The sequence below is a fragment of the Sphingomonas kyeonggiensis genome, from assembly GCF_014204495.1.
GTDB classification, from domain to species: Bacteria; Pseudomonadota; Alphaproteobacteria; order Sphingomonadales; family Sphingomonadaceae; genus Sphingomonas; species Sphingomonas kyeonggiensis_A.
Map to the genome: position 1 here is coordinate 1,103,470 of NZ_JACHLN010000002.1, position 22,008 is coordinate 1,125,477.

Below are 22,008 nucleotides of genomic sequence, written 5' to 3' on the forward strand. Positions count from 1 at the left end.
AAGGGGAAGAAATGGGGCGGATGACGGGACTTGAACCCGCGACCCTCGGTACCACAAACCGATGCTCTAACCAACTGAGCTACAACCGCCGTGAAGAAGGCGCGCTTAGCGGGGGTCGATGCGAAGGGCAAGATAATTACGCCAGAAATATTGGCGCTATCCGCGGGAAATTCGCACAGCCTCCTCCGGCGTGGTGATACCCTCTCGCGCAAGCGCCCGTGCAGCCGATCCGAGATTGGGTGCGCGCAGGAAAGCATGGCGCGCCAGGATCGCTTCGTCGCCGCCGTCGTTGATCAGCCGGCGAATCGCGCCATCGGCAACGATTGCCTCGAACACGCCAGTCTGGCCGACAAAGCCCATGCCTTCGCAACTCTCGCAGCCGACCGGGGCGAAGACGATCGCACCCGAATCAAAGCCGAGCAGCGCGGAGACTGAACCCTGCGCCTGCACCGGACGGCGGCAATCGGGACAGAGCCGCCGCACCAGCCGCTGGGCAAGCACCGCGGCGACGTTGGACGCCAGGCGGAATGGCTCGACCCGCCAGTCGCGCATCCGCCGGATCGCCGAAACCGCGTCCGGCGCGTCGATCGTGGCCAGGACGAGATGCCCGCGCTCGGCCGCCTCGGCAGCGGCGGCCGCAGCCTCCCGCCCCTCCAGGCCATCCAGCGCGATGATGTCGGGATCCTGCTCGATCGCGGCGTGGATCGCAGCGGCACCGGTGCAGTCCTCGATACGAGTAGCCCCTTCCACCGGAAGCGTGCCGATCGTCGCGATGTGTCGAGGCGAGCCGGAGAAATGCCTGAGCAGCGTCGCAAGGGTCGTGCTGCGGCCCGATCCCGCGGCCCCCGCGACCAGCACCAGCCCGCCCCGCCGCAACGCAGGAAGCAACGCGTCGACCAGCACGCGGCTCATGCCGATCGCCTCAAGGGAGCGCTCACGCCGTTCGCCACCGTCGAGGCGCAGGACGATGCGCTCGCCCTCCCCCTGTTCCAGCACCGACGCGCCGTCCATCGCGCGGAAGTCGCGAGCAAGCGAAGGGTCGGCATGATAATGGCGCGCTTCGGTGAGCTGGCCGGCGATGCGCATGCGCACCACGATGGCCGTCGCACCGATTTCGAGATGGATGTGCGAGGCGCGGCGCCGGCGCGCCTCGGCAATCAGCGCCTCGCCCGCCGAATCGGGATGGGAACCTGAAAAGAGCAACGGCTGCTGCGACGTTTCGGCAACCGGCGCCAGCGCCTCGGCTTCCATGTCCATCGGGTTCCTCGTTGCGGTGTGTCATCCGCTAGGCAGATCATGTGACATCCCGCTTGCGGTTTTGTGACGATTTCGGGTCACTCTGGCGCCACGCCATGGCTTTTGGCAGAACGCCGCCATGCAAAGTGCCGCTTCCCCTCTTCCTGTTCTCGGCTCCGGCTTCCCTCCCGAACCGATCGTCGACCAGATCCTGCGCTGGCCGGGCGTGCAGCGCGTGCCGCACCCCAAGATCCAGATGTTCATCGCCAAGAACTTCCTGGAGCCGGAGCTCTGCGAGCAGCTGATGGCGAAGATCGATGCGGAGCGCCGCCCTTCGACCATCGCCGACGCCAATGACGATTATGCGTTCCGCACCAGCGAAACCTGCGATTTCAATGGCGAAGATCCGGTCGTGGCGGAACTGAAGCGACGGATGACGCTCTTGACCGGGCTCGACCCGACGCATGGCGAACCGATGCAGGGCCAGCGCTATGAGATCGGCCAGGAGTTCAAGGCGCATACCGACTATTTCGAGCCGCAGGGCCGCGACTATCAGAAATATTGCGGCATCGCCGGGCAGCGCACCTGGACGGTGATGCTCTATCTCAACGAAGTCGAGGCCGGCGGCGCAACCCGCTTCAAGGCCGTCGACAAGATCATCCAGCCCGAAGTGGGCAAGGTGGTCGCCTGGAACAACCTCCGCCCCGACGGCACGACCAACCCGTCGACCATCCACCACGCGATGAAAGTGCGCGCGGGACTGAAGTACGTGGTCACGCAGTGGTACCGGGAATACCCCTGGGGCTGGTGACCCCTCTGCCCTGGTGACATGAAAAAGGGAGCGGCACCGCCAGGCGGGCCGCTCCCTTTTCAGTTGCGCATGCTCGCGATCAGAAGGTGGTCGAGAGCGAGAAGGTGAACGTCGGACCCACCGAGTAGTTGTTGTAGATCACGGTGTTCTTGCCCAGCGTCTGGGTTTCCTTTTGCTTCCGGTTCGTGATGTTGCGGGCTTCCAGCTTCAGATCGAGCTGGCGGCCGGCAATCTTCACGCCCTGGCGCATCACGAAGTCCAGGTTCAGGCCCGGATATTCGTAGATGTCCGGCTGGCCGCTATTGGCCAGGCCGCGGCTGGTGACGCGCTTGCTGGCATAGGAAAGAATGAAGGTCTGCTGCGAGAGCGAGGCCTTGTCTTCCATGCCGAACTGGAAGTTGACCAGATGGTCCGACTGTCCGGTAAGCGGCGAACCGTCCTGGAAATAGTCGGTCGCCAGCGTCGACGACGCCGCGAACATCCGGGTCTGGTCGCCTGCCTTCACCTTCAGCTCCGACTGGGTGTAGGTGTAGTTGGCGATCGCGATCAGGTAGCGCTCGGCGAAGAAGTTCGAGCCCGACCAGTCGGCCAGCGCGAACTTCTTCACGGCTTCGACCTCGGCACCGTACAGGTCGGCGCGCGGTGCGTTGGCGAAGCTGGTGACGAAATCGCTGCCGGTGATGAAGGTCTCGATCGGATTCTTGATCCGCTTGTAGAAACCCGCGACCGTCAGGCGCTGCTCCGGTGCGAAATACCATTCGTAGCGCGCTTCGGAGTTCACCAGCGTGCTGTCCTGGAGCAACGGGTTGCCGCGATACTGGCGGTTGCTGTCCGGGTCGAAATAGAACTGGTAGATCAGCTCGCGGAACTGCGGGCGGGCGATCGTCTTCGACGAGCTGAGGCGCACCTGCATGTCCGGGCGGAACTGCCATGTCAGCGTGGCGGCCGGCAGCCAATAGTCGTTGTCGAGGTTGGTCGCCGCAGTGCTGCCGGTGGGCGTGTTGAACACCTGGACCGGAACCACCGTTTCCTTCGCCGTCTCATAGCGGACACCGAAGTCGAGCGAGAGCTCGGGCGAGACCTGCCAGTTCACCTTGCCGTAGCCGGCATGGTTCTTCAGCTCGGCGCGGAAGGCGGGAGCGCCTTCGTTCGTGTCGATCAGCGCGATGTTGTAATAGTCGATGATCGCCGAACCGAGCAGCAGGTCCGGGCGCAGCATGCCGACCGCGGTCGGGAAGCTGCTCGGCGCCGTGAACTGGAAGTCACGCCGCGAGCTGGTACGCTCGGTCTTGAGATAAGCATAGCCGGCGGTCAGCGCGAGATCGGTGACCGGCTTGAACGTGAGGTCGGCACCGGCCGAGTAGAGATTCTCGTTCAGGTCCGAATAGCTGATATGCGCGTCGCCGTTGTTGCCGTTGTTGAGGCGATTGACGAAGTACGCGCCATACAGGTCCGAGGCCACGTTGGTGCGGACATATTCCAGCGTCAGCTCGTTCGGGGCCTTGCGCTTCGAATTGGCATAGCTGCCGCGAAGATCGAGGCTCCACTCGGGGCTGAACTTGAACTCGCCGACCAGCTGTGTGTTGATCAGCTGGCGTTCGTACCAGGCGGTGTCCTGCTGCATGACGTCGGTGACGGCATTGTTGTTGGTCTTGCCGAGGCCGAGACGCGCACGCTTCAGCGTGTCGTGGATGTAGAGGTTGGTCCAGCGGATCTTGTTGTCGCCATATTCGAGGCCGAGGCCGAGCAGCCCGTTGGCGACGATCCGGTTGTCGGTCGAGACACGGCGGAAATCGTTCTCGAGCGACGAGAGATCGCTGTTGAGCGAGGTCTGCTGGATCGCGTCGCGCGTCGTCCACTTGTTGCTGTAGCCACCGGTGGCGACCACGCCGAGCGTCATGTCGTCGCCGATCGGGAAGGACGTGCCGCCCGAGAGCGTCGCCGACCAGTTCGGGCCGATGCGCGACTGGCGCTGGACCAGCGCGTTGTTGGCGTTGATGAGCTGGCCCGCGATCGCCTGGGTATCGACATTGCCCGAGCTGATCTTCTCGCCGCTGGCGAAGAAGGCCGCGAGCGCCGGGGGCAGATCGCGCGAGCCGTCGTCATAGCCGGTCCAGTCATGGCCGCCGCCGGCATAGACATAGCCGACATGGCCCGTGGTCACGAGGTTCGCGCCCACGCCGCCGCTGACGGTGAGGAAGCTTTCCTTCGGCACCGAGTTGGTCGTCAGGTTGATGACGCCGCCGCCGAACTCGCCGGGGAAGTTGGTCGAATAGCTCTTCTGCACCAGCGAGGACGAGACCACGTTGGTCGGGAAGATGTCGAGCGGCACGACGCGCTTGAGCGGCTCGGGGCTGGGCAGCGGCGAACCGTTGAGCAGCGCGAGCGAATAGCGGTCGCCAAGGCCGCGGACATAGACATAGCCGTTGCCGACCACGCTCAGGCCGGTGACGCGGCTCAGGGCGCCGGCGATATCGCCTTCGCCGGTGCGGGCGATATCGGCGCTCGACAGCACCGAGACCACCTGCGGGGTGTCACGCGCGACGTTGACGCGGCGGCCGGTCACGACGATGGCGTCGCCGCCCGGAACCGAGACGTCCGGAGCCTGCTCTTCCTGCGGTGCAGCCTGGTCCTGGGGCACGGCTGCAGCGTCGGACGGAGTGCCGGTGGTGTCCGGCGTCGAAGGCGCTGTCTGCGCATAGACAAGGGAAGGCGCAACAAGCGCAGAAGTGAAAAGGAACAGGCTGGCAAGCCGGAGCGGCTTCGTCATGGTAACCCCCAATCAAATCCTGAAAGGGCGGGGCGTCGCCGGTTGGCTACGCCCCGCCCCAGTCTCAGGTCAGGCTAGCCTCAGTTCGTCGGCAGCGAGGTGCAGCGACGGTTGGCGTTCGTCGCATCGTCGAACGCGGCGTAGCCGGAGTTGCAGGTCCACTGCTTGTACCAGTTGTCGTTCGCGTCCTTGACCGCGCCGACATAGGTCGTCGTCTCGAAGAAGCCGGTGGCATCCACCGTCTTCGGATCGATCGCAGTGAGCGCGGTCTCGTTCGCACCGTTGATGAACAGGCTGGTCAGCGACGGCGTGAACGCGTCGTTGTTGCCGTTCGCGCCCGTGCCGAAGAACGCCGCGACCTGGGTCGCAGTGAAGCCGGTTTCGCCGGTACCGATGTACTTGGTGGTGTTGCACTGCATCGCGACCGCACGCGCAACCAGGCTCGCCGAGTTGGCGCCGCCCGACTTGTTCATGCGAAGGCACTCGTTCGCCGGGCTGATGACCAGGCCGTTGACGAGGGTCAGGTCGGCGTTGCCGCGCAGCAGGATCGAAGCCTGGTCATTGGCTTCGTTGTTCGCGCTGGTCTGGCTCTGGATCGCCGTGAAGTTGGCGACGCGGGTCACCTGACGCGGGGTGTCGCCTTCGTTGTTGTTGCTGTCGACTTCCATCAGGGCGTCGCCCTGGCCAGGACGCTGCAGCAGCAGGACGTACTGGAAGAAGCCCTGCAGGCCGGTGTCGATGTCGAGGCTGTCGTCATCGGCGCCGGTGGCGATGTAGTGCTTGAACTTGACGGTGCCGCCGAAGAACTCCGCGCCGTCGTCCGAGCTGTTGTGGCTCTGGACCGAGTCGAGCGTGGTGCCGCTGCCGGTGCCCTCGGTGGTCAGGCCCTGGAGCTCGACGTTCGCGCCGAGCACATAACCCGAGTAGCGGATCTGCGTGTACTTGATGCTGCCGGCGTTATAGGTGTCGTCGCTTCCGCCGAAGGTAGCCGGACCGGTGCCCGAGGCGCCTTCCGTCTCACGCTCGCAGGTGCCGGCGCCGGTGCTGCCGGTGTTGCAGTCGGTGATCTTGGCGCGGCCCATCAGCACCACACCGCCCCACTGGCCGATCGAGGTGTCGTCGGCGAGGCCGAGCAGGTTGTCGCGGCTGGTGAAGATGATCGGCGCGGTCGCGGTGCCGTTGGCGGCGATCTTGTTGCCGCGGTTGACGGCGAGCCACGAAGTGCCGGTGCCGCCGAACAGGATCACGCCCGGCGCGATCGTCAGCGTCACGTTGGTGTCGGCGGTCAGCTGACCCGAGCCGTTCAGCGTGAAGCCGTTCGCAGCGGTGCAGCCCACGGTGGTGCTGGCGCGCGGCGCAGCGGTGGTCGGCGCGGTGAAGCCGCCGTCGCAGCCGACGTTCACGCGGTCCTTGAGCTGATAAACGAGGCCGGCGATCTTCGGCAGCGTGACGCTGGCCGACAGGATCGACGGCAGCGTGCAGACGCGCCACTCGCCGGTCGGGCCCTTGATGGTGCCGTCGTTGGTCAGGCCCTTCGGGTCACCGATGGTCGGGCAGCCGGTGGCCGGGCTCACGAGCGCCGTGGTCGGCGTCGGGGTCGGGGTCGGCGTCGGCGCCGGCGGGTTGTTGATGATGACGTTGCCGCCGGTGCCCGGCGAGGCGATGTCGTTCGCGCCGTCGCACGCCGCAAGGGCGGTGCATGCAGCGGCAGTCATCATGATAAGGCTGACGCGTTTGAAGCTGGCCATAGGATCTCCGTTCCGGCGGACGCCGGGTTGCATCGAATTACGGTGCGGGATCGACTCGGCTGTCCCCCGTCGGCCGCAAGGGGGGCGCTAGGCGGGGTCTGTTACGCGTTGGCGCGACTTCGAAGAAGGTTTCGAGACACTTGCGTGACTCGATTATGACAATGTCAGCGTATGGGACGGAAACGGTTCACGGATTGGTGACGATGTTGCCCGATTGCATCACGAGCCGGACATTTTCGAGCGCCGACAAATCCTTGAGCGGATCGCCGGCAACCGCGACCAGATCGGCGATCCGGCCGGGCGCGATGCTGCCGATGCGGTCGGACATCCCCAATATAGCGGCGTTGCCGGCGGTAGCGGTCCAGAGCGCGTCATTCCTGGCCATGCCCCAGCCGGCCATCAGCTCGATCTCGCGGGCATTGGCACCGTGCGCGAACACGCCGGTATCGCCGCCCACGCACATCGTCACGCCGGCCTGGAGCGCGGCGGCATAGCTCGCCCTTTTGGCGCGCATCGCCTCCGGTTCGGGTGCCGCGCCGTTCCAGCCGCCATAGCGGGTGATCGCATCGGTGGCGGCGAGCGTCGGGCAGAAGGCGACCTTGTTCGCCTTCATCAGCGCGAAGACCGCATCCGTCGCGTCATTGCCGTGCTCGATCGTGTCGGCCCCGGCCAGCACGGCGCGCCGCATCCCCTCGGGCGTGCTCGCATGCACCGCGACCTTGCGCCCGGCGTCATGCGCGGCGGCGACCCCGGCCTTGAGCTCGTCGAGGCTGAAGGTGGCGCGGCTCGGCTCCCCCGGCCCCCATCGATAATCGGCGTAGAATTTCACCCAGTCCGCCCCATGCGCGATCTGGCGGCGGACGGCGGCGACGATCCCTTCCCCGCTCACTTCCTCCGCACCCTGCGGCACGTCGAACGCATAGCCCTTGGGTCCATAGGCACCGGTGGCGACCAGCGCACGGCTGGCGATGAGCAGGCGCGGCCCCGGTACGATGCCCTGCTGGATCGCCATCTTGAGCCCGGCATCGGCGTCCCCCGCCCCTTCGGTGCCGAGGTCGCGCACCGTGGTGAAGCCCGCCATCAGCGTCGCGCGCGCATGCGCGACCGCGCGGGCGGTACGGAGCGCCAGCGGCTCCTTCATCACCTGGTCGTTCCAGCTCGTCTCATTATAGGGATGCAGGAACAGATGGACGTGAAGGTCGATCAGGCCGGGCAGCAGCGTGGTCCCCGGCAACACCCGGGTTTCGGCCCCGGCCGGGGCGGTGACGTCGGGACCGACCGCGACGATCCGGCCATCGGCAACCAGCACCTTCCAGCCCTCGTGCACCACGCGATCGGTCGCGGTGAACACGCGGTCGGGCACCAGCAGCACCGGCACCTTCTGCGCAAGAGCGGTGCCGGGCAGGAGAAGCGCGGCGATGGCGAGCAGGCGGCGGAGCTTGGTCATCGCCGGAGTTTGACAAAGGCGCCTGCCTTAGACCAGCCCGGTTCCATCTCTGCTCCCCGGCGAACAGGTACCGCTCCGTCTCAATACATCGCTGTCATCGCCACGCCGGTGGCGATCACCAGCACACCCAAGGTCTGGCGCAGGCTCAGCTTCTCCCGGAACAGCCGGTGACCGGCAGCGGCGGCGATCGGCATCTCGATCACGCCCAGCGCCCGCACCGCGGCGGCCGGCGCGAGGTTGAGCGCCAGGAACCAGCCCGACGAGGCCAGCGCACCGAACAGGCCCGCGCCCAGCGACTGGCGCCAGCCCTTCGCCACGGCGACCAGCGCGGCGCGATCGCGAATGGCAAGGTAGAGCCCGAGGCCGCCCGCCTGCACCGCCTGGACGATCGCGACGCATGCCATTGCCGAGAACCAGGGATGATGCGGCTCGAGCCGGAGCCCGGCATGGCGGAAGGCGTTGAGCGCGAAGCCGAACAACAGGCCCGAAATCACACCATAGGTGACGCCCAGCACCGGGTGATGCGCGCCTTCGATCTTCTTCGGCCAGACCAGCAGGGCCAGGCCCAGCGTCGTCACGGCAACGCCCACCCAGCCGAGCGTGGAGAGGTTGTCGCCGAACACAATCAGCCCGACCGTGGCCGCCAGCGGCACCGAGCTCTGCTGGAGCGCGGTGCCCACTGCGAAGCCGGCGTGGTGCATGGCGAGCAGCAGCGCGGCGGTGGCGATCACCTGTGCCGCCGCGCCGGTCAGCGCCGGCCACCAGAATTCCCAGCCGAACTGCGGATCGAGATGCGGGCTGAGTGCGAACGCGATCGCGGTGAAGACCAGCGAGAAAGGCAGGCCGAACAGGAAGCGCACCAGCGTCGCGCCCCAGGGGCCGGTGTTCGACATCATGCCCCGCTGGAGCGCATTGCGGCCCACCTGAAATCCCGCCGCCGCCACCGTCGCCACTGCCCAGAGCACGCATTTACTCCCGATCGATACCCGAGCCGCGCTTAGGCAGACCCACGCGAGCCATCAATCCCGCTAATGGCTCCTCCCAGAAATGGTGGTTTGTGCGTATCCCGGCTCATGGATCATTTCATGTGGCGCCAACCAAGGAGCCCCGGATGAAGTCGATCCACCCCGCTGCCCTCGCCCTGCTCACCACTGCCGCCGCCCCGCAGCAGGACGATCCGCTCACCCGCCCGATCGCGCCCGAGGCCGCCGCCAAGTGGATCGGCCCGCAAGCGCCAATCCGCGTCCATGGCAAAACCTATCTGGTCGGGTTCGCGGGGATGAACGTCGCGCTGATCGACACCGGCAAGGGGCTGATCCTGATCGACGGCGCGGTGCCGCAATCGGTCCGCTCGGTCGAGGCGAACCTCGGGAAGCTCGGCTTCCGGATCGAGGACGTGAAGCTGATCCTCAGCACCGAGCCGCATTTCGATCATGCAGGCGGGCTCGCCGCGCTGGCCCGCGACAGCGGCGCGACCGTGCTGGCGGGAGCCTGGGCGGTGACCGCGCTCAAGCAGGGCATGAGCACGCCGGACGATCCCCAGGCCGCCTGGCTGGTCCCCTTCCCCGCCGTATCGCGGGTACGCGCGGTCAAGGATGGCGAGGCGATCCGGCTGGGCAATGTCACCGTCACCGCCCGTGCCACGCCGGGTCATACCCCGGGCAGCATGAGCTGGACCTGGCGCAGCTGCGAGGGCGGTGCATGCAGGACGATAGTGTTCGCCTCGAGCATCAATCCGGTCGCAGCCAACGGCTATCGGTTCACGAAGCACCCCGAGGTCGTGGCGAGCTTCCGCGCCTCCCATGCCAGGTTCCGCGCCATGCCCTGCGACATCATGTTCAGCGCCCATCCCGACAATTCGGGCGGTGTCGAGAAGTACGCGCGCTTCGCCAGGGGCGTGCGCCCTAACCCCTATCTCGATCCCGGCGCCTGCCGCGCCTATGCCGCCCGCTCCGCAAAGGCATTAGCGGAGCGCCTAGCCGACGAGAAGGCGGGCAAGGCCAAATGATCGGCCTTGCATGGCCTGGATCGAACTCGACAGCGTGATCGAGCAGCGCGCGAAGGTCCGCTCGACGCTTCGGGCCAAGTTCCAGCAGCGTGGCGATACCCGGCTGCTTCGCTCGGTGAGAAAGGCAAGGAAGCCGCGTTCATGCTCGTCCATTGACGCGACGGGACATGAAAAAGCCCGCCGGTCGTCCCACCGGCGGGCTCATTCCCTTTCAGGCGATCATATCACCAGATGCGCACGCGGTCGGCCGGCGCGACATATTGCTTCTGGTCGGGCGTGATCTTCCAGGCTTCGTACCAGGCATCGACGTTGCGCAGCGGGTTCACCGCGCGGACCTGGCCCGGCGAGTGCGGGTCGCCGACCAGTTGCTGGCGCAGCGCCTCGGTGCGGAACAGCGTGCGCCACACCTGGCCCCAGCCGAGGAAGAAGCGCTGGTCGCCGGTGAAGCCGTCGATCACCTTGGCCTTCTTGCCGCCCAGCGACTGGTGGTAGGCGTCGAGCGCGATCAGGACACCGCCGAGATCGCCGATATTCTCGCCCATCGAGGCGCGGCCGTTGATGTGGACGCCCGGCAGCCCCTCGAAGGTATAGGCCTCGTACTGCGCGCCGAAGCGCACCGCCTGGGCTTCGAACTTGGCGGCGTCTTCCGGCGCCCACCAGTCGCGCAGCACGCCGTTGCCGTCGGACTTGCGGCCCTGGTCGTCGAAGCCGTGGCTGATCTCGTGCCCGATCACGCCGCCGATGCCGCCATAGTTGATCGCGTCGTCCGCCTGCGGGTCGAAGAACGGTGCCTGCAGGATCGCCGCCGGGAAGACGATCTCGTTCTTCACCGAGTTGTAATAGGCGTTCACGGTCTGCGGGGTCATGCCCCATTCGGCCTTGTCGACCGGACCGCCAAGCCGTTTGCGGCGATATTCCCATTCGAAGCGGCCGGAACGCTCGGCATTGCCGACCAGGTCGCCCGCTTTCACCTCGAACGCCGAATAATCACGCCATTTGTCGGGATAGCCGATCTTGACCGTGAATCCCTTCAGCTTCGCCTGCGCCTGCTCCTTGGTCGCGGGGCTCATCCAGGCGAGGTTGTTGATCCGCCCGGCAAGCGCGACGCGCAGGTTCGCGACCAGCGTGTCCATCTTCGCCTTGGAAGCCGGCGGGAAATAGAGCGCGACATAGTCGCGGCCCACGCCCTCGCCGATGCCACGCTCGGTGAACGCCACCGCGCGCTTCCAGCGATCGCGCTGCTGGGGCTGGCCGTTCATGAACTTCGAGCGGAAGTCGAACTGCGCGTCGACGAAGCGCTTCGAGAGCAGCGGCGAGATATCGTCCGCGGTGCGGAAGGCCTGCCACGCCTTGAGCGTATCGAGATCGGTATCCGCGAACACCTTGGCGATCGCCGGGATCGCGGTGTTCTGCGCAACGATCACGCGATCGGCGCTGGACAGGCCCGCGCCTGCCCAGAACGCATCCCAATCGAAGCCCGGCGCCTGTGCCTTGAGCTCGAAGGGCGACACCGGATTGTAGGTCTTGTCACGGTCGCGGCTCTGCACGCGCGTCCAGTGCGCCTTGGCGATGCTGGTCTCCAGCGCGACCACCTTGTCGGCCGCCGCATCGGCATCGGCCCAGCCGGCCATGCCGAGCATCTGCGCGACATATTGCTTGTAGCGAGCAACCTGCGGCGCGAACTTGGCATCGAGATAGAGGTCGCGGTCACCCAGCCCCAGGCCCGACTGGCGCAGGTAGAGCGCATAGACGTCCGGGTTCTTGGCATCGTCGCTCACGCCCGCGCCGAAGAAGCTGGCGCCGAAGCCGCCAAGCGAGCGGCCCATCAGCCCGCTCATCTCGCTCTTCGACGAAACCGCGCGGATCGCGCCCAGGCGCTCGGTGAGTGGCTGTGCGTCGAGCTTCTCGGCCAGCGCCTCGTCCATGAAGCCGCTATAGAGGATCGCCGCCTTCATGCGGTCCGGATGCGCGGTGTCGGTGGCGCTGTAGCCCGAGATCAGGCTGCGCAGGCGCACTTCGGACAGGTCGCGCAGTACCGCGAAGGCGCCGAAGGACGAACGATCGGCAGGGATCTGGGTGCGATCGTTCCACGCACCGTTGACAAACCGATACCAATCGTCGCCCGGCTTCACGCTCTTGTCCATGCCGGTCAGGTCGAAGCCCCAGACGCCATAGCGCGTGGCCCCGGCGTCAGCGGCGGCACCCGCAGCAACAGGCGCGGCGGATTGCTGGCTGAAACCGATCGCAGGCACGGCAAGCGCGGCCATGGCCGATGCGAGCAGCAGATATTTCTTCAATGGAGGTCCCCCGAATTGAGACGTTTAGGCGCGTCTGGGGGCAAGTTGTCACGGCGCGAGGGGCTGCGCAATATCCTTACGCGAAGCCGCAACACTCCGAAACACGAACAAACCAAAAAGCCCGCCGGTCACTGGGACCAACGGGCTTGTAATGGTGGGCGCGGTAGGGATTGAACCTACGACCCCACCCGTGTGAAGGGTGTGCTCTACCACTGAGCTACGCGCCCATTGGCCAGGTTCGAAAACCCTTGCGGCCGAAATGGGAAGCGGGCCTTTAGGCGGCACAGCCCCAGCTGTCCAGCCCCAAACCCGCTTTTGTGCAGTCTTAGTTGACTGCGTCCTTGAGGCCCTTGCCCGCCTTGAACTTGGGCTGGTTCGACGCCTTGATGGTCATCGGCTCGCGCGTACGCGGGTTGCGGCCCGTCGACGCCTTGCGCTTGCTGACCGAGAAGGTGCCAAAGCCGACCAGGCGAACCTCATCGCCCTTCTTGAGCGCGGCCTGGATGGCATCGAACACGGCCTCTACAGCCTTGCTCGCATCGCCCTTACCAAGGCCCGAGGTATCGGCGACCTGTCCGATCAGCTCTTGCTTGTTCATTTCGTGACTTTCCCCCTCATGAAATTCGCACAAATACGTGAGTCGCGGCGGCAGGCCGAGCGATCACGTCAGCACGCCGCCGCCCGGGCTGTCAAAACGTTTCGGCCCGCTTTTCCCTCGAAGTGACGAAAAGGTTACGGTCAGCGAACGGCTGGGGTTGCCCTGCATCAATGATGCAGGGGGTCCCCCATTCCGGTGGGAGCAGCCGGCGGCTGGGTGGCCAGTTCATCGGCTTCGGTCCAGTCGATCGGCGTGAGCGGCTCGGTGAGCGCCAGGCGCAGCACTTCGTCGACATGCTTGACCGGGACGATCTCCAGCCCGTCACGGATGTTCTGCGGAATCTCGGCGAGATCCTTCTGGTTCTCGTCCGGGATCAGCACGGTCTTGATGCCACCCCGCAGAGCCGCCAGCAGCTTCTCCTTGAGACCGCCGATCGGCAGTACGCGGCCACGCAGCGTGACCTCGCCGGTCATCGCGATGTCCTTGCGCACCGACACGCCGGTGAGCGTCGAGACGATCGCGGTGACCAAGCCGATGCCGGCGGACGGACCATCCTTCGGCACCGCGCCTTCCGGCAGGTGGACGTGGATGTCCTTGCGCTGGAGCAGGCTCGGCTTGATGCCATAGGCCGGGCTACGCGCCTTGACGAAGCTGAACGCGGCCTCGACCGATTCCTTCATCACGTCGCCCAGCTTGCCGGTCGTCTTGATCGACCCCTTGCCGGGCACGGTGACGCTCTCGATGGTCAGCAATTCGCCACCCACTTCGGTCCAGGCCAGGCCGGTGACCGCACCGATCTGGTTCTCTTCCTCGCCCATGTCGTGGCGATATTTCTGCACCCCGGCGAACTCGGCCAGGTTCTCTGGCGTGATCGTCACGCTCTCGGCCTTGCCTTCCAGGATCTTGCGCAGTGCCTTGCGCGCGAGCTTGGCGATCTCGCGCTCCAGCGTACGCACGCCCGCCTCGCGGGTATAGTTCTGGATCAGCTTGCGCAGGCCCTCGGGCGTGAGGGTGAACTCGCCTTCCTTGAGACCATGCGCCTCGATCTGCTTCTCGATCAGGTGCCGCTCGGCGATCTCGACCTTCTCGTCCTCGGTATAGCCCTCGAGACGGATGATCTCCATGCGGTCGAGCAGCGGCTGGGGCAGGTTCAGCGAGTTCGCGGTGCACACGAACATCACGTCCGAAAGATCGATGTCGATCTCCAGATAGTGATCGTTGAACTTGTTGTTCTGCTCCGGATCGAGGACCTCGAGCAGCGCCGAGGCGGGATCGCCGCGGAAATCCTGGCCGAGCTTGTCGATCTCGTCGAGCAGGAACAGCGGGTTGCTCGTGCCGGCCTTCTTCAGGTTGGTGACGATCTTGCCCGGCAGCGAGCCGATATAGGTGCGGCGGTGGCCGCGGATCTCGGCCTCGTCACGCACACCGCCGAGCGACTGGCGGATGAACTCGCGCCCGGTCGCCTTGGCGATGCTCTTGCCTAGCGAGGTCTTGCCGACGCCCGGCGGACCGACGAGGCACAGGATCGGCCCCTTCAGCTTGTTGGTGCGCGCCTGGACCGCGAGATATTCGACGATCCGGTCCTTGACCTTCTCAAGCGCGTAATGGTCCTCGTCGAGCACGCCCTGCGCCTCGGCGATGTCCTTCTTGAGCTTCGACTTCTTGCCCCAGGGCAGGCCGAGCAGCACGTCGAGATAGTTGCGAACCACCGTCGCCTCGGCGCTCATCGGCGCCATGGTCTTGAGCTTCTTGAGCTCCGACTGGGCCTTGGTGCGCGCTTCCTTCGACAGCTTGAGCGTGGCGATCTTCTGGGTCAGCTCGGCGACTTCGTCGCCATCGCCTTCCTCACCCTCATTGCCCAGCTCGCGCTGGATCGCCTTGAGCTGCTCATTGAGATAATATTCGCGCTGCGTCTTCTCCATCTGGCGCTTCACGCGGCTGCGGATCTTCTTCTCGACCTGCAGCACGCCGAGCTCGCCCTCCATGAAGGCGAACACCATCTCGAGGCGCTTCATCGGATTGGTCTCGACCAGCAGCGACTGCTTATCGGAAACCTTCACCGCGATATTGGCGGCAACCGCGTCCGCCAGGCGCGACGCGTCATCCAGCTCGCCGAGCTGCACCGCGGTCTCGGCCGGCAGCTTGCGGTTGAGCTTGGCGTAATTCTCGAACTGGTCGACGACCGAGCGCATCAGCGCCTGGATCTCGCTGCCTTCGACGGCATCGTCGTCGATCGGCGCGACCTCGGCGGTCAGGAAGGCGCCGCCCTCCTGCATCGTGACGAGCGAGCCGCGCTCCTTGCCGGCGACGAGCACACGCACGGTGCCATCGGGCAGCTTGAGCAGCTGGAGGACTTCGGCAGAGACGCCGGTATCATACAGGTCTTCGCGGCCGGGATCATCCTCTGCCGGATCGAGCTGCGCGACGAGGAAAATCTCCTTGTCGTCGGCCATCGCTGCCTCGAGCGCGGCGACCGACTTGTCGCGGCCCACGAACAGCGGCACGATCATGTGCGGGAAGACGACAATGTCCCGAAGGGGAAGAACGGGGTAGGACTGCTTCATGAATACTCCTGAGCCCGTACAGGGCTCCTATCCTCCATTATATGGTGGCCGCGGAGCCCGCATCAATCGGCGAACGCTCTTAGGATGCGGAGTGTTGCTTCCCATTGCGGCACGGGCAAGCATTTTTCCTGCCCCCGACCTGGCCGAACAGGCCATCGAAGCAATGGGCGGACGCAAATTATTGAGCCGAGTCAGGATGTTAAAGTGGGATGGCCGGGCAACCATCTACACTGGCATGCGGGACAATCCTGTGGAAATCGCAGTCGAGACGAGAGTCATCCCCTTTAGCCAGGCGATTTCCCGCAGCTGGCTGCCCCTCCACGGCTCCTGGACCGCCAGGACGATGACGGTCGAACCGAGCGGCGGGTTCGTGGAACAGGCGGGAAAGCGGACACCCCTGCCCGCTGCTCAGGCGCTGCACGAGCTGCAGCAGTTCGGCATCTACGGCTATCTGCTTCTCGTCGGTGCACGATTACGCGCCGAGGGTAGCGATGTGATCGCACGGAGAGAGGGCTTCCCCGATATCCGCTTCACGCTGGGCGCCGACGGCCGCCCTGCCACGGGCACCTACCAGGTCGTGTCTCCCGACGGAGGCCCGCCGATCGAAGAGAACCTGATCTTCGAGGGTCGCGTGCGCTCGTCAACCGGGATCGCGTGGCCTGCCCGCATCCAGGTGCTGCAAAAAGCATTTGATTTTGATCTCCGGATCGACGCCTTTGACGTCGAACTCGCCTGAAGGAGGCTCTCATCCGTACGTCCCTGTTCCTTGCCGCCTCAGCCCTGGCGCTTGCCGCCACTTCCGCGGGCGCGCAGACGATCAAGCCCGGCGAGCCGCCGATCACCCCGACTACCCAGGAATCGGGCGGCCCGATCAGCCCCGAGCGCGCCGCGCTGCACCTCGACCATGCCGATCTCGCGATCGAAGTGTTTCCCGACAAGCAGCGCATCGAGGGCACCGGCACGCTGACAATCACCAGCGCGATCGCGCAGAAGGCTCTGCAGATCGATCTCGACAGGAACCTGCCGGTCAGCGCGGTGAGCGTGGACGGCAAGGCGCTGACCGCCGCGGACTGGAGCAATCCGGAAGGGCGGCTCAGCATCACCCTGCCCCACCCGCTCAAGGCCGGCGGCAAGGCGGTCGTGAAGATCACCTATAGCGGCACGCCGCACGTCGCCGTGCGCGCGCCCTGGGATGACGGCATGGTCTGGGCGAAGACGCCGGGGGCGGACCGCCAGCCCTGGATCGCCAGCACCGCCGAAGGCTATGGCTGCGACCTGTTCTGGCCCTGCCTCGATTTCCCGCGCGGCGAGCCGGACACGGTCGATCTGCACATCACCGTGCCCAAGGGACTGAAGGCTGCCGGCAACGGCAAGCTGGTGAAGGTGGACGAGCTTGCCGATGGCCGCTCGACCTGGAACTGGTCCGCCCGCAGCCCCAATCCCTATTCGGTCACGCTGCAGATCGCACCCTACAAGCTGCTCCAGGCGGATTATAAGAGCCGCTTCGGCAATACGATCCCGATGCAATATTGGTATCTGCCGGGCCGCGACGAGAAGGCCAAGAAGCTGTTCGACGAGTTCGCGCCGTCGCTCGACTTCTACGAGAGCGTGATCGGCCCCTATCCCTGGGGCGACGAGAAGGTCGGCGTCGCCGAGACCCCGCATCTCGGCATGGAGCACCAGACGATCAACGCGTACGGCAACAACTACAAGCAATACCCGTCGGGCTTCGACGAAATCTTCCAGCACGAACTCGGCCATGAGTGGTTCGGCAACCAGATGTCGGCCGGCAACTGGGACGATTACTGGCTCCACGAGGGCTTCGCCCAGTACATGCAGCCGCTCTATGGCCGCTGGCGCGAGGGCGAGGCGCGCTATGCGATCATGATGGAGGATTTCCGTCTCTCAATCACCAACCATGCGCCGATCGTCTCGGGCCAGATCCGCACCGAGGAGCAGGTCTATGAGGAGGAGAATGGCGGCCCCGGCCAGGACATCTATGTCAAGGGCGCCTGGATCCTCCACACGCTGCGCAACCTGATCGGCGACGACAAGTTCCTCGATGCCACGCGCCTGCTCGTCTATGGCCGGACCGATCCCAAGCCGGGCAACTTCAAGCCGCGCTTCGCGACCACGCCCGAGTTCATCGGCTATGTGAAGCAGATTACCGGCCAGGACCTGCAATGGTTCTTCGACGTCTATCTCTATCAGGCCGAGTTGCCGAAGCTGATCGAGCAGCGCCAGGGCGACACGCTGACGCTCAAATGGGAAGTGCAGAACAACAAGTCCTTCCCGCTGCCGGTCGAAGTGTCGATCGACGGCAAGGTGAAGAAGGTCGAGATGCCGGGCGGCACCGCGACGCTGACCGTGCCCGCCGGCGCGCATGTCATCGTCGATCCGGATTCGCGCATCCTCAAATATTCGGCCGCGGTCGATGCGTTTCAGCGTTACGCCTATCGGAGGTAATCGATGATCGGACTGGTCCATCCCGAGCCCACCAGCGTCTATGCGGTCGCCATCCTATCCGGCAGTCTGCTCGTCTGGATCGTGATGCTGCTGATTGCGAAGGCCAGGCGCGGCCCGGCGGGCAGCGAGGTCACCAGCGAACGCGATTCGGGCTCAATGCTGGGCGTGGCGGTCCAGGGCCTCGCCTTTTTCGCGGTGGGATTTGGTCCGCTCAAGCTGATCCTCGGGGCGCCGGACGGCTCCGCGATCGCCGAAGTGATCGCGGTACTGCTGCTTGCCGGCGCCGTGCTGGCGCTGTTCTTCGCCTCTTCGCGAGCGATGGGCCGCAACTGGGCGATCGTCGCGCGCACCCGCGACGATCACCAGCTCGTGACCTGGGGGCCGTTCGCGGTGATCCGCAACCCGATCTATGTCGCGCTGTTCGCCTGGATTCTCGTCATGGCGCTGGCACTCGGCCATTGGCGCGGCCTGCTGATCGCGGTGCCGCTCTACTGGATCGGAACCTGGATGCGCGTGCGGCGCGAAGAAGCGCTTCTGCGCGCGCAGTTCGGAGCCGACTATGACGCCTATGCCGCGCGCGTGAAGCGCTTCGTACCCGGGCTCCTTTGAGCCCGGGGGAAGGTTACTCCTCGATCAGTCCGCCGTCGGGCCGCAGCACCTTGGCCAGCACGAAGCCGAAGGCGATCTGCCAGGGCACATAGATCTTGAGCAGCTGGAGCCAGTCACCCGGGAAGCCCTGGTTTGCCGTAACGGTCGTCATGTAGAGATAGACGACCAGCGCACCGAGGCCCGCAAGCAACGCAGTGCCGAACACCGCGAAGATTGCCGTGGCGATCCCCGGCCGGCCAAGTCCGCTGCCCAGTACGAACAGCAGCGCCAACCCGGAGCCGACACCGCCGCCGATCAGGCCGAACCGCATCGGATCGGTCGACAGGCTGACCTGGTTCGCCAATTGGGCGGCTGCCCAATGTGCGAAGGTGAGCCCGACGATCAGCACGGCGACCTTCATCACCAGCTTGTGGCCTCGCCCGGCCCAGACGAGGGGCAAGGTAAGCAACGGCGTGATCCACACCGCTCCGTTGGCGACATTCGCCAAGGTGAGCACGCACAACGCCGCTATGAAGAACAGATGGCCAAGGACGAGCCATTTGAAAGCCGTGCCCGCAGCGGAATCGAGCGCAAGATTGAACGACGAATGATACTCGCGGGGGTCTTCGTCCGCGAGGATTGCAGCATCAGACATAGGACAACTCCTTTATCCGGCTAATACAGCGAGGGTGCGCCTCATCTTGAGTCGCGTCAACAAAAGTCGATCTTGCAGCGCAGCGAAGATCGGGCGACATTCCAGCGCGTTGGAGCCAGCATTTCGGGGGGAAGCGTGGCGGACGAGAAGCTCTGGAATAGTGACCTTGCGCCCACCGGGCCGGAACAGCGCAGCTGGGCCTGGTATCACTATGCCGCACTGTGGATCGGAATGATCGTCGCGGTACCGGCCTGGATGCTCGCAGCCGGGCTCGTCGAGCAAGGCATGTCCGCAGGCCAGGCCGCGCTAACCGTATTGCTGGGCAATGTTGTCGTCCTCATTCCGATGCTGCTGATCGGGCATGCCGGCGCCCGCCACGGCATTCCCTATGCGGTGCTGGTCCGCGCCTCTTTCGGCACCGCCGGCGCGCGGCTTCCTGCCCTTGCACGCGCTCTGGTTGCCTGTGGTTGGTACGGCATCCAGACCTGGATCGGTGGCGAGGCGCTGCTCACCCTGCTCGGCGTGGCACTCGGCAGCGACCTTCGCGGCGCTCAGCTACCGCTGCTCGGCATCGGGATCGGCCAGCTGATCGCCTTCCTTGCCTTCTGGTCATTCCAGCTTTTCTTCGTGCGCAAGGGTTTGCTGACCATCCGTCGGCTCGAGACCTGGACGGCGCCGGTGAAGATCCTGGTCTGCATCGCGCTGGTCTGGTGGGCCGTGGACGCCGCGGGCGGCCTCGGCCCGATCTTCAATGCGCCCTCCGCCTTCGCTCCCGGCGGCGCGAAGCAGGGCCAGTTCTGGACGGTGTTCTGGCCCGCACTCACCGCGATGGTCGGCTATTGGGCAACGCTGGCGCTCAACATCCCGGACTTCACCCGCTTCGCCCGCTCCCAGCGCGACCAGCTGATCGGCCAGTCGATCGGCCTGCCGCCGATGATGGGCCTGATCGCGCTCGCCAGCGTCATCACCACCAGCGCGACCGTGACCATCTATGGCGAGGCGATCTGGGACCCGGTTGCGCTCGCCGGCCGATTCGAAGGGCCTTTGGTGCTGCTCGGCCTCCTGGTGATCAGCATCGACACGATCTCGTGCAATATCGCCGCGAACCTTGTCTCCGCCTCCTACGACTTCTCATCGGTCTGGCCGTCAAAGGTGAACTACCGCGCTGGCGGCATGATCACCGCGACCATTGCGATCCTGATGATGCCCTGGAAGCTGCTTGCCTCCAGCGGCGGCTATATCTTCGTCTGGCTAACCGGCTATTCGGCGCTGCTCGGCCCGATCGCCGGCATCCTCATCGCCGACTATTGGCTGATCCGGCGCACCGAGCTGGTGGTCCCGGATCTCTACCGCACCGACGGCGCCTATCGCTATCGCGGCGGCTGGAACCCGGCGGCATTGATCGCCTTCGCGGCCGGCCTGCTGCCCAACCTGCCCGGCTTCCTGGCCACCGCCGCGCCTTCGATCTTCTCGGCAGGGGCGCTGTGGATGGCGATCTACACCTGGGCCTGGTTCATCGGCCTGGCGATCGCCCTGGCAATCTACACCCTGTTGATGCGGAAGCGGGGATGAACGGCTGGAAAAAGGGTCGCGGCGCATTGGGCGTCCTCGCGCCGCTGATCGGCAGCTGGACCGCACGGCCGGGCGGCCCCGAACCCGCCAGCCAGGCGAAGTGCACCCGCCGTTTCGAGCGGATCTGGAACGGCGCCTTCATCCGCCTCGACGCACAGTGGAGCGGCATGGGCTATGAGGAGATGGCGCTGTTCGGCAAGGATAGTGACGGCACCCTTGCCTTCTGGTCGTTCACCTCGGACGGCAAGCGATCCCAGGGAAAGCTCGCCGACGCCAGCGATATCCATCCCGACGCCATCGCCTTTGAGGCGGAGATGCCGGCCGGGCTGGCGCGCTTTGCATATTGGCCCGGCTTGGGGGAGGGATTCGACTTTGCGGTGGAGAGCCGGACGAAACGCGGGTGGAATCGCTTCCTTCTCCATCATTATCACACCAACTAGGCCCGCCGCCCGAGCCGCATCAGCCAGGCGAGGAAAAACGCCAGACAGGCCTGCCAGGGCAGATGCACGCACTCGAACCAGAAGACGAAACGCGAGGACCTGAGCTCATATTCGAGCGCATTGGTCAGCTGCAGCCCCTCAGCCATGCCCAGCGCCCCCAAAGCCGTCAGCGCCGCGATCCCGAACAGGATGATCGCCCGGCTCGCGGCGGTGAACGGCGCCAGGCGCAACGACACCAGCAGCATCAGCGCCAGCACACCGCCGGCAAAGCCACCCACTGCCCCGGTGCCCAGGTCGCGCACCCAGGTCTGGGTGCCCGGCTCGAACGAGTAGCTCAGCATCGCATGCCGCCACGCGAGATAGTTGGCCGCGACATGCGCGCAAGTCAGCACCACGGAAAAATAGACCACCCTTCGCACCCAGCCGCGCTGCCGGGCGCTGGCGAACAGATAGGGCATGCCGAACAACGGCGTGAGATACAGGCTGGGCCCGATCACCGGCGCCAGCACGTCCTTGGGATCGGGATAGAGCAGCACCGCGACCGCCAGCGCCACCGCATAGGTCACCGCCCCGACCAGCAGCCAGACAAAGGCATGCCAGAAACGAACGTTGCGGCGCCGGGCATGCGCGTCCGTGCTGGTCAAAGCGTGCCCCCGATCGCCATCGGGCAGCATGATGGCGCATCGCACAAAGAGTACAAGTTCCCCGGCGAAAGCCTGGCCAGGGTTTCTCCGACGTCTCGCTTGTGACCCTGGGCCCCGGCTTTCGCCGGGGAACGGGAAGGCAGATAGCAGAAGGCCCTCCCCGC

Annotated in this window: 17 protein-coding genes and 2 tRNA genes; 7 read left to right on the forward strand and 12 right to left on the reverse strand. The window is 65.6% G+C overall.

The window, feature by feature from the left end:
• Positions 1–12: 12 nt before the first annotated feature.
• Together HNP52_RS12840 and HNP52_RS12845 are read right to left on the reverse strand one after the other, a co-directional pair.
• A tRNA-His gene (locus HNP52_RS12840) sits at positions 13–89 on the reverse strand.
• A gap of 67 nt (positions 90–156) precedes the next feature.
• Positions 157–1,257 carry a GspE/PulE family protein gene (locus HNP52_RS12845; protein ID WP_184167622.1) on the reverse strand — a complete coding sequence of 367 codons (1,101 nt, stop codon included), beginning with the start codon at positions 1,255–1,257 and terminating at the stop codon, positions 157–159.
• A 118-nt stretch (positions 1,258–1,375) separates the two neighbouring features.
• On the opposite strand from HNP52_RS12845, the gene HNP52_RS12850 reads away from it, so the two are divergent.
• The gene (locus HNP52_RS12850) at positions 1,376–2,047 is read left to right on the forward strand and encodes a 2OG-Fe(II) oxygenase (protein WP_184167624.1); all 672 of its coding nucleotides are present in this window, start codon (positions 1,376–1,378) and stop codon (positions 2,045–2,047) included.
• 79 nt (positions 2,048–2,126) lie between these two features.
• Here the strand turns inward: HNP52_RS12850 and HNP52_RS12855 are convergent, their stop codons facing one another.
• The 4 genes from HNP52_RS12855 to HNP52_RS12870 all read right to left on the reverse strand — a co-directional run bounded on the left by HNP52_RS12855 (position 2,127) and on the right by HNP52_RS12870 (position 8,977).
• Positions 2,127–4,817: a TonB-dependent receptor domain-containing protein gene (locus HNP52_RS12855; protein WP_184167627.1), complete on the reverse strand. Its 2,691-nt coding sequence runs from the start codon at positions 4,815–4,817 to the stop codon at positions 2,127–2,129.
• A gap of 80 nt (positions 4,818–4,897) precedes the next feature.
• Positions 4,898–6,565, reverse strand: a complete 1,668-nt coding sequence (locus HNP52_RS12860) for a hypothetical protein (protein ID WP_184167630.1) — start codon at positions 6,563–6,565, stop codon at positions 4,898–4,900.
• 187 nt (positions 6,566–6,752) lie between these two features.
• Positions 6,753–8,012 (reverse strand): amidohydrolase family protein, encoded by a 1,260-nt coding sequence (locus HNP52_RS12865; RefSeq protein WP_184167633.1) that lies wholly within the window; start codon positions 8,010–8,012, stop codon positions 6,753–6,755.
• Positions 8,013–8,092: 80 nt separating this feature from the next.
• Positions 8,093–8,977 carry a DMT family transporter gene (locus HNP52_RS12870; protein ID WP_184167636.1) on the reverse strand — a complete coding sequence of 295 codons (885 nt, stop codon included), beginning with the start codon at positions 8,975–8,977 and terminating at the stop codon, positions 8,093–8,095.
• Between the two features lie 146 nt (positions 8,978–9,123).
• On the opposite strand from HNP52_RS12870, the gene bla reads away from it, so the two are divergent.
• The gene (bla, locus tag HNP52_RS12875) at positions 9,124–10,020 is read left to right on the forward strand and encodes a subclass B3 metallo-beta-lactamase (protein WP_184167639.1); all 897 of its coding nucleotides are present in this window, start codon (positions 9,124–9,126) and stop codon (positions 10,018–10,020) included.
• A gap of 224 nt (positions 10,021–10,244) precedes the next feature.
• Here bla and HNP52_RS12880 read toward each other — a convergent pair whose 3' ends face one another.
• From HNP52_RS12880 to lon, 4 genes are all read right to left on the reverse strand, one after another.
• A complete protein-coding gene (locus HNP52_RS12880; protein WP_260396072.1) occupies positions 10,245–12,317 on the reverse strand; it encodes a M13 family metallopeptidase in 2,073 nt (690 codons plus the stop codon).
• 152 nt (positions 12,318–12,469) lie between these two features.
• Positions 12,470–12,544: transfer RNA gene (locus tag HNP52_RS12885), tRNA-Val, on the reverse strand.
• Between the two features lie 98 nt (positions 12,545–12,642).
• A complete protein-coding gene (locus HNP52_RS12890) occupies positions 12,643–12,915 on the reverse strand; it encodes an HU family DNA-binding protein (RefSeq protein WP_086129015.1) in 273 nt (90 codons plus the stop codon).
• A 167-nt stretch (positions 12,916–13,082) separates the two neighbouring features.
• Complete coding sequence (gene lon, locus HNP52_RS12895) at positions 13,083–15,479, reverse strand: endopeptidase La (RefSeq protein WP_184167642.1); 2,397 nt, start codon at positions 15,477–15,479, stop codon at positions 13,083–13,085.
• A gap of 91 nt (positions 15,480–15,570) precedes the next feature.
• Here lon and HNP52_RS12900 point away from each other — a divergent pair, with 91 nt between their 5' ends.
• The 3 genes from HNP52_RS12900 to HNP52_RS12910 are packed head-to-tail and all read left to right on the forward strand — an operon-like array spanning position 15,571 to position 18,554.
• Positions 15,571–16,215, forward strand: a complete 645-nt coding sequence (locus tag HNP52_RS12900; RefSeq protein WP_184167644.1) for a hypothetical protein — start codon at positions 15,571–15,573, stop codon at positions 16,213–16,215.
• Positions 16,216–16,238: 23 nt separating this feature from the next.
• On the forward strand, positions 16,239–17,945 hold the full coding sequence (locus HNP52_RS12905; RefSeq protein WP_184168340.1) for a M1 family metallopeptidase: 1,707 nt from the start codon (positions 16,239–16,241) through the stop codon (positions 17,943–17,945).
• 3 nt (positions 17,946–17,948) lie between these two features.
• Positions 17,949–18,554, forward strand: a complete 606-nt coding sequence (locus tag HNP52_RS12910) for an isoprenylcysteine carboxylmethyltransferase family protein (protein ID WP_184167647.1) — start codon at positions 17,949–17,951, stop codon at positions 18,552–18,554.
• 13 nt (positions 18,555–18,567) lie between these two features.
• On the opposite strand, the gene HNP52_RS12915 is transcribed toward HNP52_RS12910, so the two are convergent.
• On the reverse strand, positions 18,568–19,188 hold the full coding sequence (locus HNP52_RS12915) for a hypothetical protein (protein ID WP_184167650.1): 621 nt from the start codon (positions 19,186–19,188) through the stop codon (positions 18,568–18,570).
• A 135-nt stretch (positions 19,189–19,323) separates the two neighbouring features.
• Between HNP52_RS12915 and HNP52_RS12920 the strand changes: the two genes are divergently transcribed.
• Together HNP52_RS12920 and HNP52_RS12925 are read left to right on the forward strand one after the other, a co-directional pair.
• A complete protein-coding gene (locus tag HNP52_RS12920; protein ID WP_184167653.1) occupies positions 19,324–20,760 on the forward strand; it encodes an NCS1 family nucleobase:cation symporter-1 in 1,437 nt (478 codons plus the stop codon).
• Entirely contained in the window at positions 20,757–21,200 is a 444-nt protein-coding gene (locus HNP52_RS12925) for a hypothetical protein (protein WP_184167656.1), read from the forward strand. Before HNP52_RS12920 ends, HNP52_RS12925 begins: the two co-directional genes overlap by 4 nt.
• Here HNP52_RS12925 and HNP52_RS12930 read toward each other — a convergent pair.
• The gene (locus tag HNP52_RS12930; RefSeq protein ID WP_184167659.1) at positions 21,197–21,844 is read right to left on the reverse strand and encodes a hypothetical protein; all 648 of its coding nucleotides are present in this window, start codon (positions 21,842–21,844) and stop codon (positions 21,197–21,199) included. The genes HNP52_RS12925 and HNP52_RS12930 overlap by 4 nt on opposite strands.
• Positions 21,845–22,008: the final 164 nt, after the last annotated feature.

Excerpts from the sequence above, each read along its gene's own strand:
- HNP52_RS12845 (WP_184167622.1), bottom strand. The coding sequence starts at position 1,257 with ATGGACATGGAAGCCGAGGCGCTGGCGCCGGTTGCCGAAACGTCGCAG.
- HNP52_RS12850 (WP_184167624.1), top strand. The coding sequence starts at position 1,376 with ATGCAAAGTGCCGCTTCCCCTCTTCCTGTTCTCGGCTCCGGCTTCCCT.
- HNP52_RS12855 (WP_184167627.1), bottom strand. The coding sequence starts at position 4,817 with ATGACGAAGCCGCTCCGGCTTGCCAGCCTGTTCCTTTTCACTTCTGCG.
- HNP52_RS12860 (WP_184167630.1), bottom strand. The coding sequence starts at position 6,565 with ATGGCCAGCTTCAAACGCGTCAGCCTTATCATGATGACTGCCGCTGCA.
- HNP52_RS12865 (WP_184167633.1), bottom strand. The coding sequence starts at position 8,012 with ATGACCAAGCTCCGCCGCCTGCTCGCCATCGCCGCGCTTCTCCTGCCC.
- bla (WP_184167639.1), top strand. The coding sequence starts at position 9,124 with ATGAAGTCGATCCACCCCGCTGCCCTCGCCCTGCTCACCACTGCCGCC.
- HNP52_RS12890 (WP_086129015.1), bottom strand. The coding sequence starts at position 12,915 with ATGAACAAGCAAGAGCTGATCGGACAGGTCGCCGATACCTCGGGCCTT.
- lon (WP_184167642.1), bottom strand. The coding sequence starts at position 15,479 with ATGAAGCAGTCCTACCCCGTTCTTCCCCTTCGGGACATTGTCGTCTTC.
- HNP52_RS12910 (WP_184167647.1), top strand. The coding sequence starts at position 17,949 with ATGATCGGACTGGTCCATCCCGAGCCCACCAGCGTCTATGCGGTCGCC.
- HNP52_RS12915 (WP_184167650.1), bottom strand. The coding sequence starts at position 19,188 with ATGTCTGATGCTGCAATCCTCGCGGACGAAGACCCCCGCGAGTATCAT.
- HNP52_RS12925 (WP_184167656.1), top strand. The coding sequence starts at position 20,757 with ATGAACGGCTGGAAAAAGGGTCGCGGCGCATTGGGCGTCCTCGCGCCG.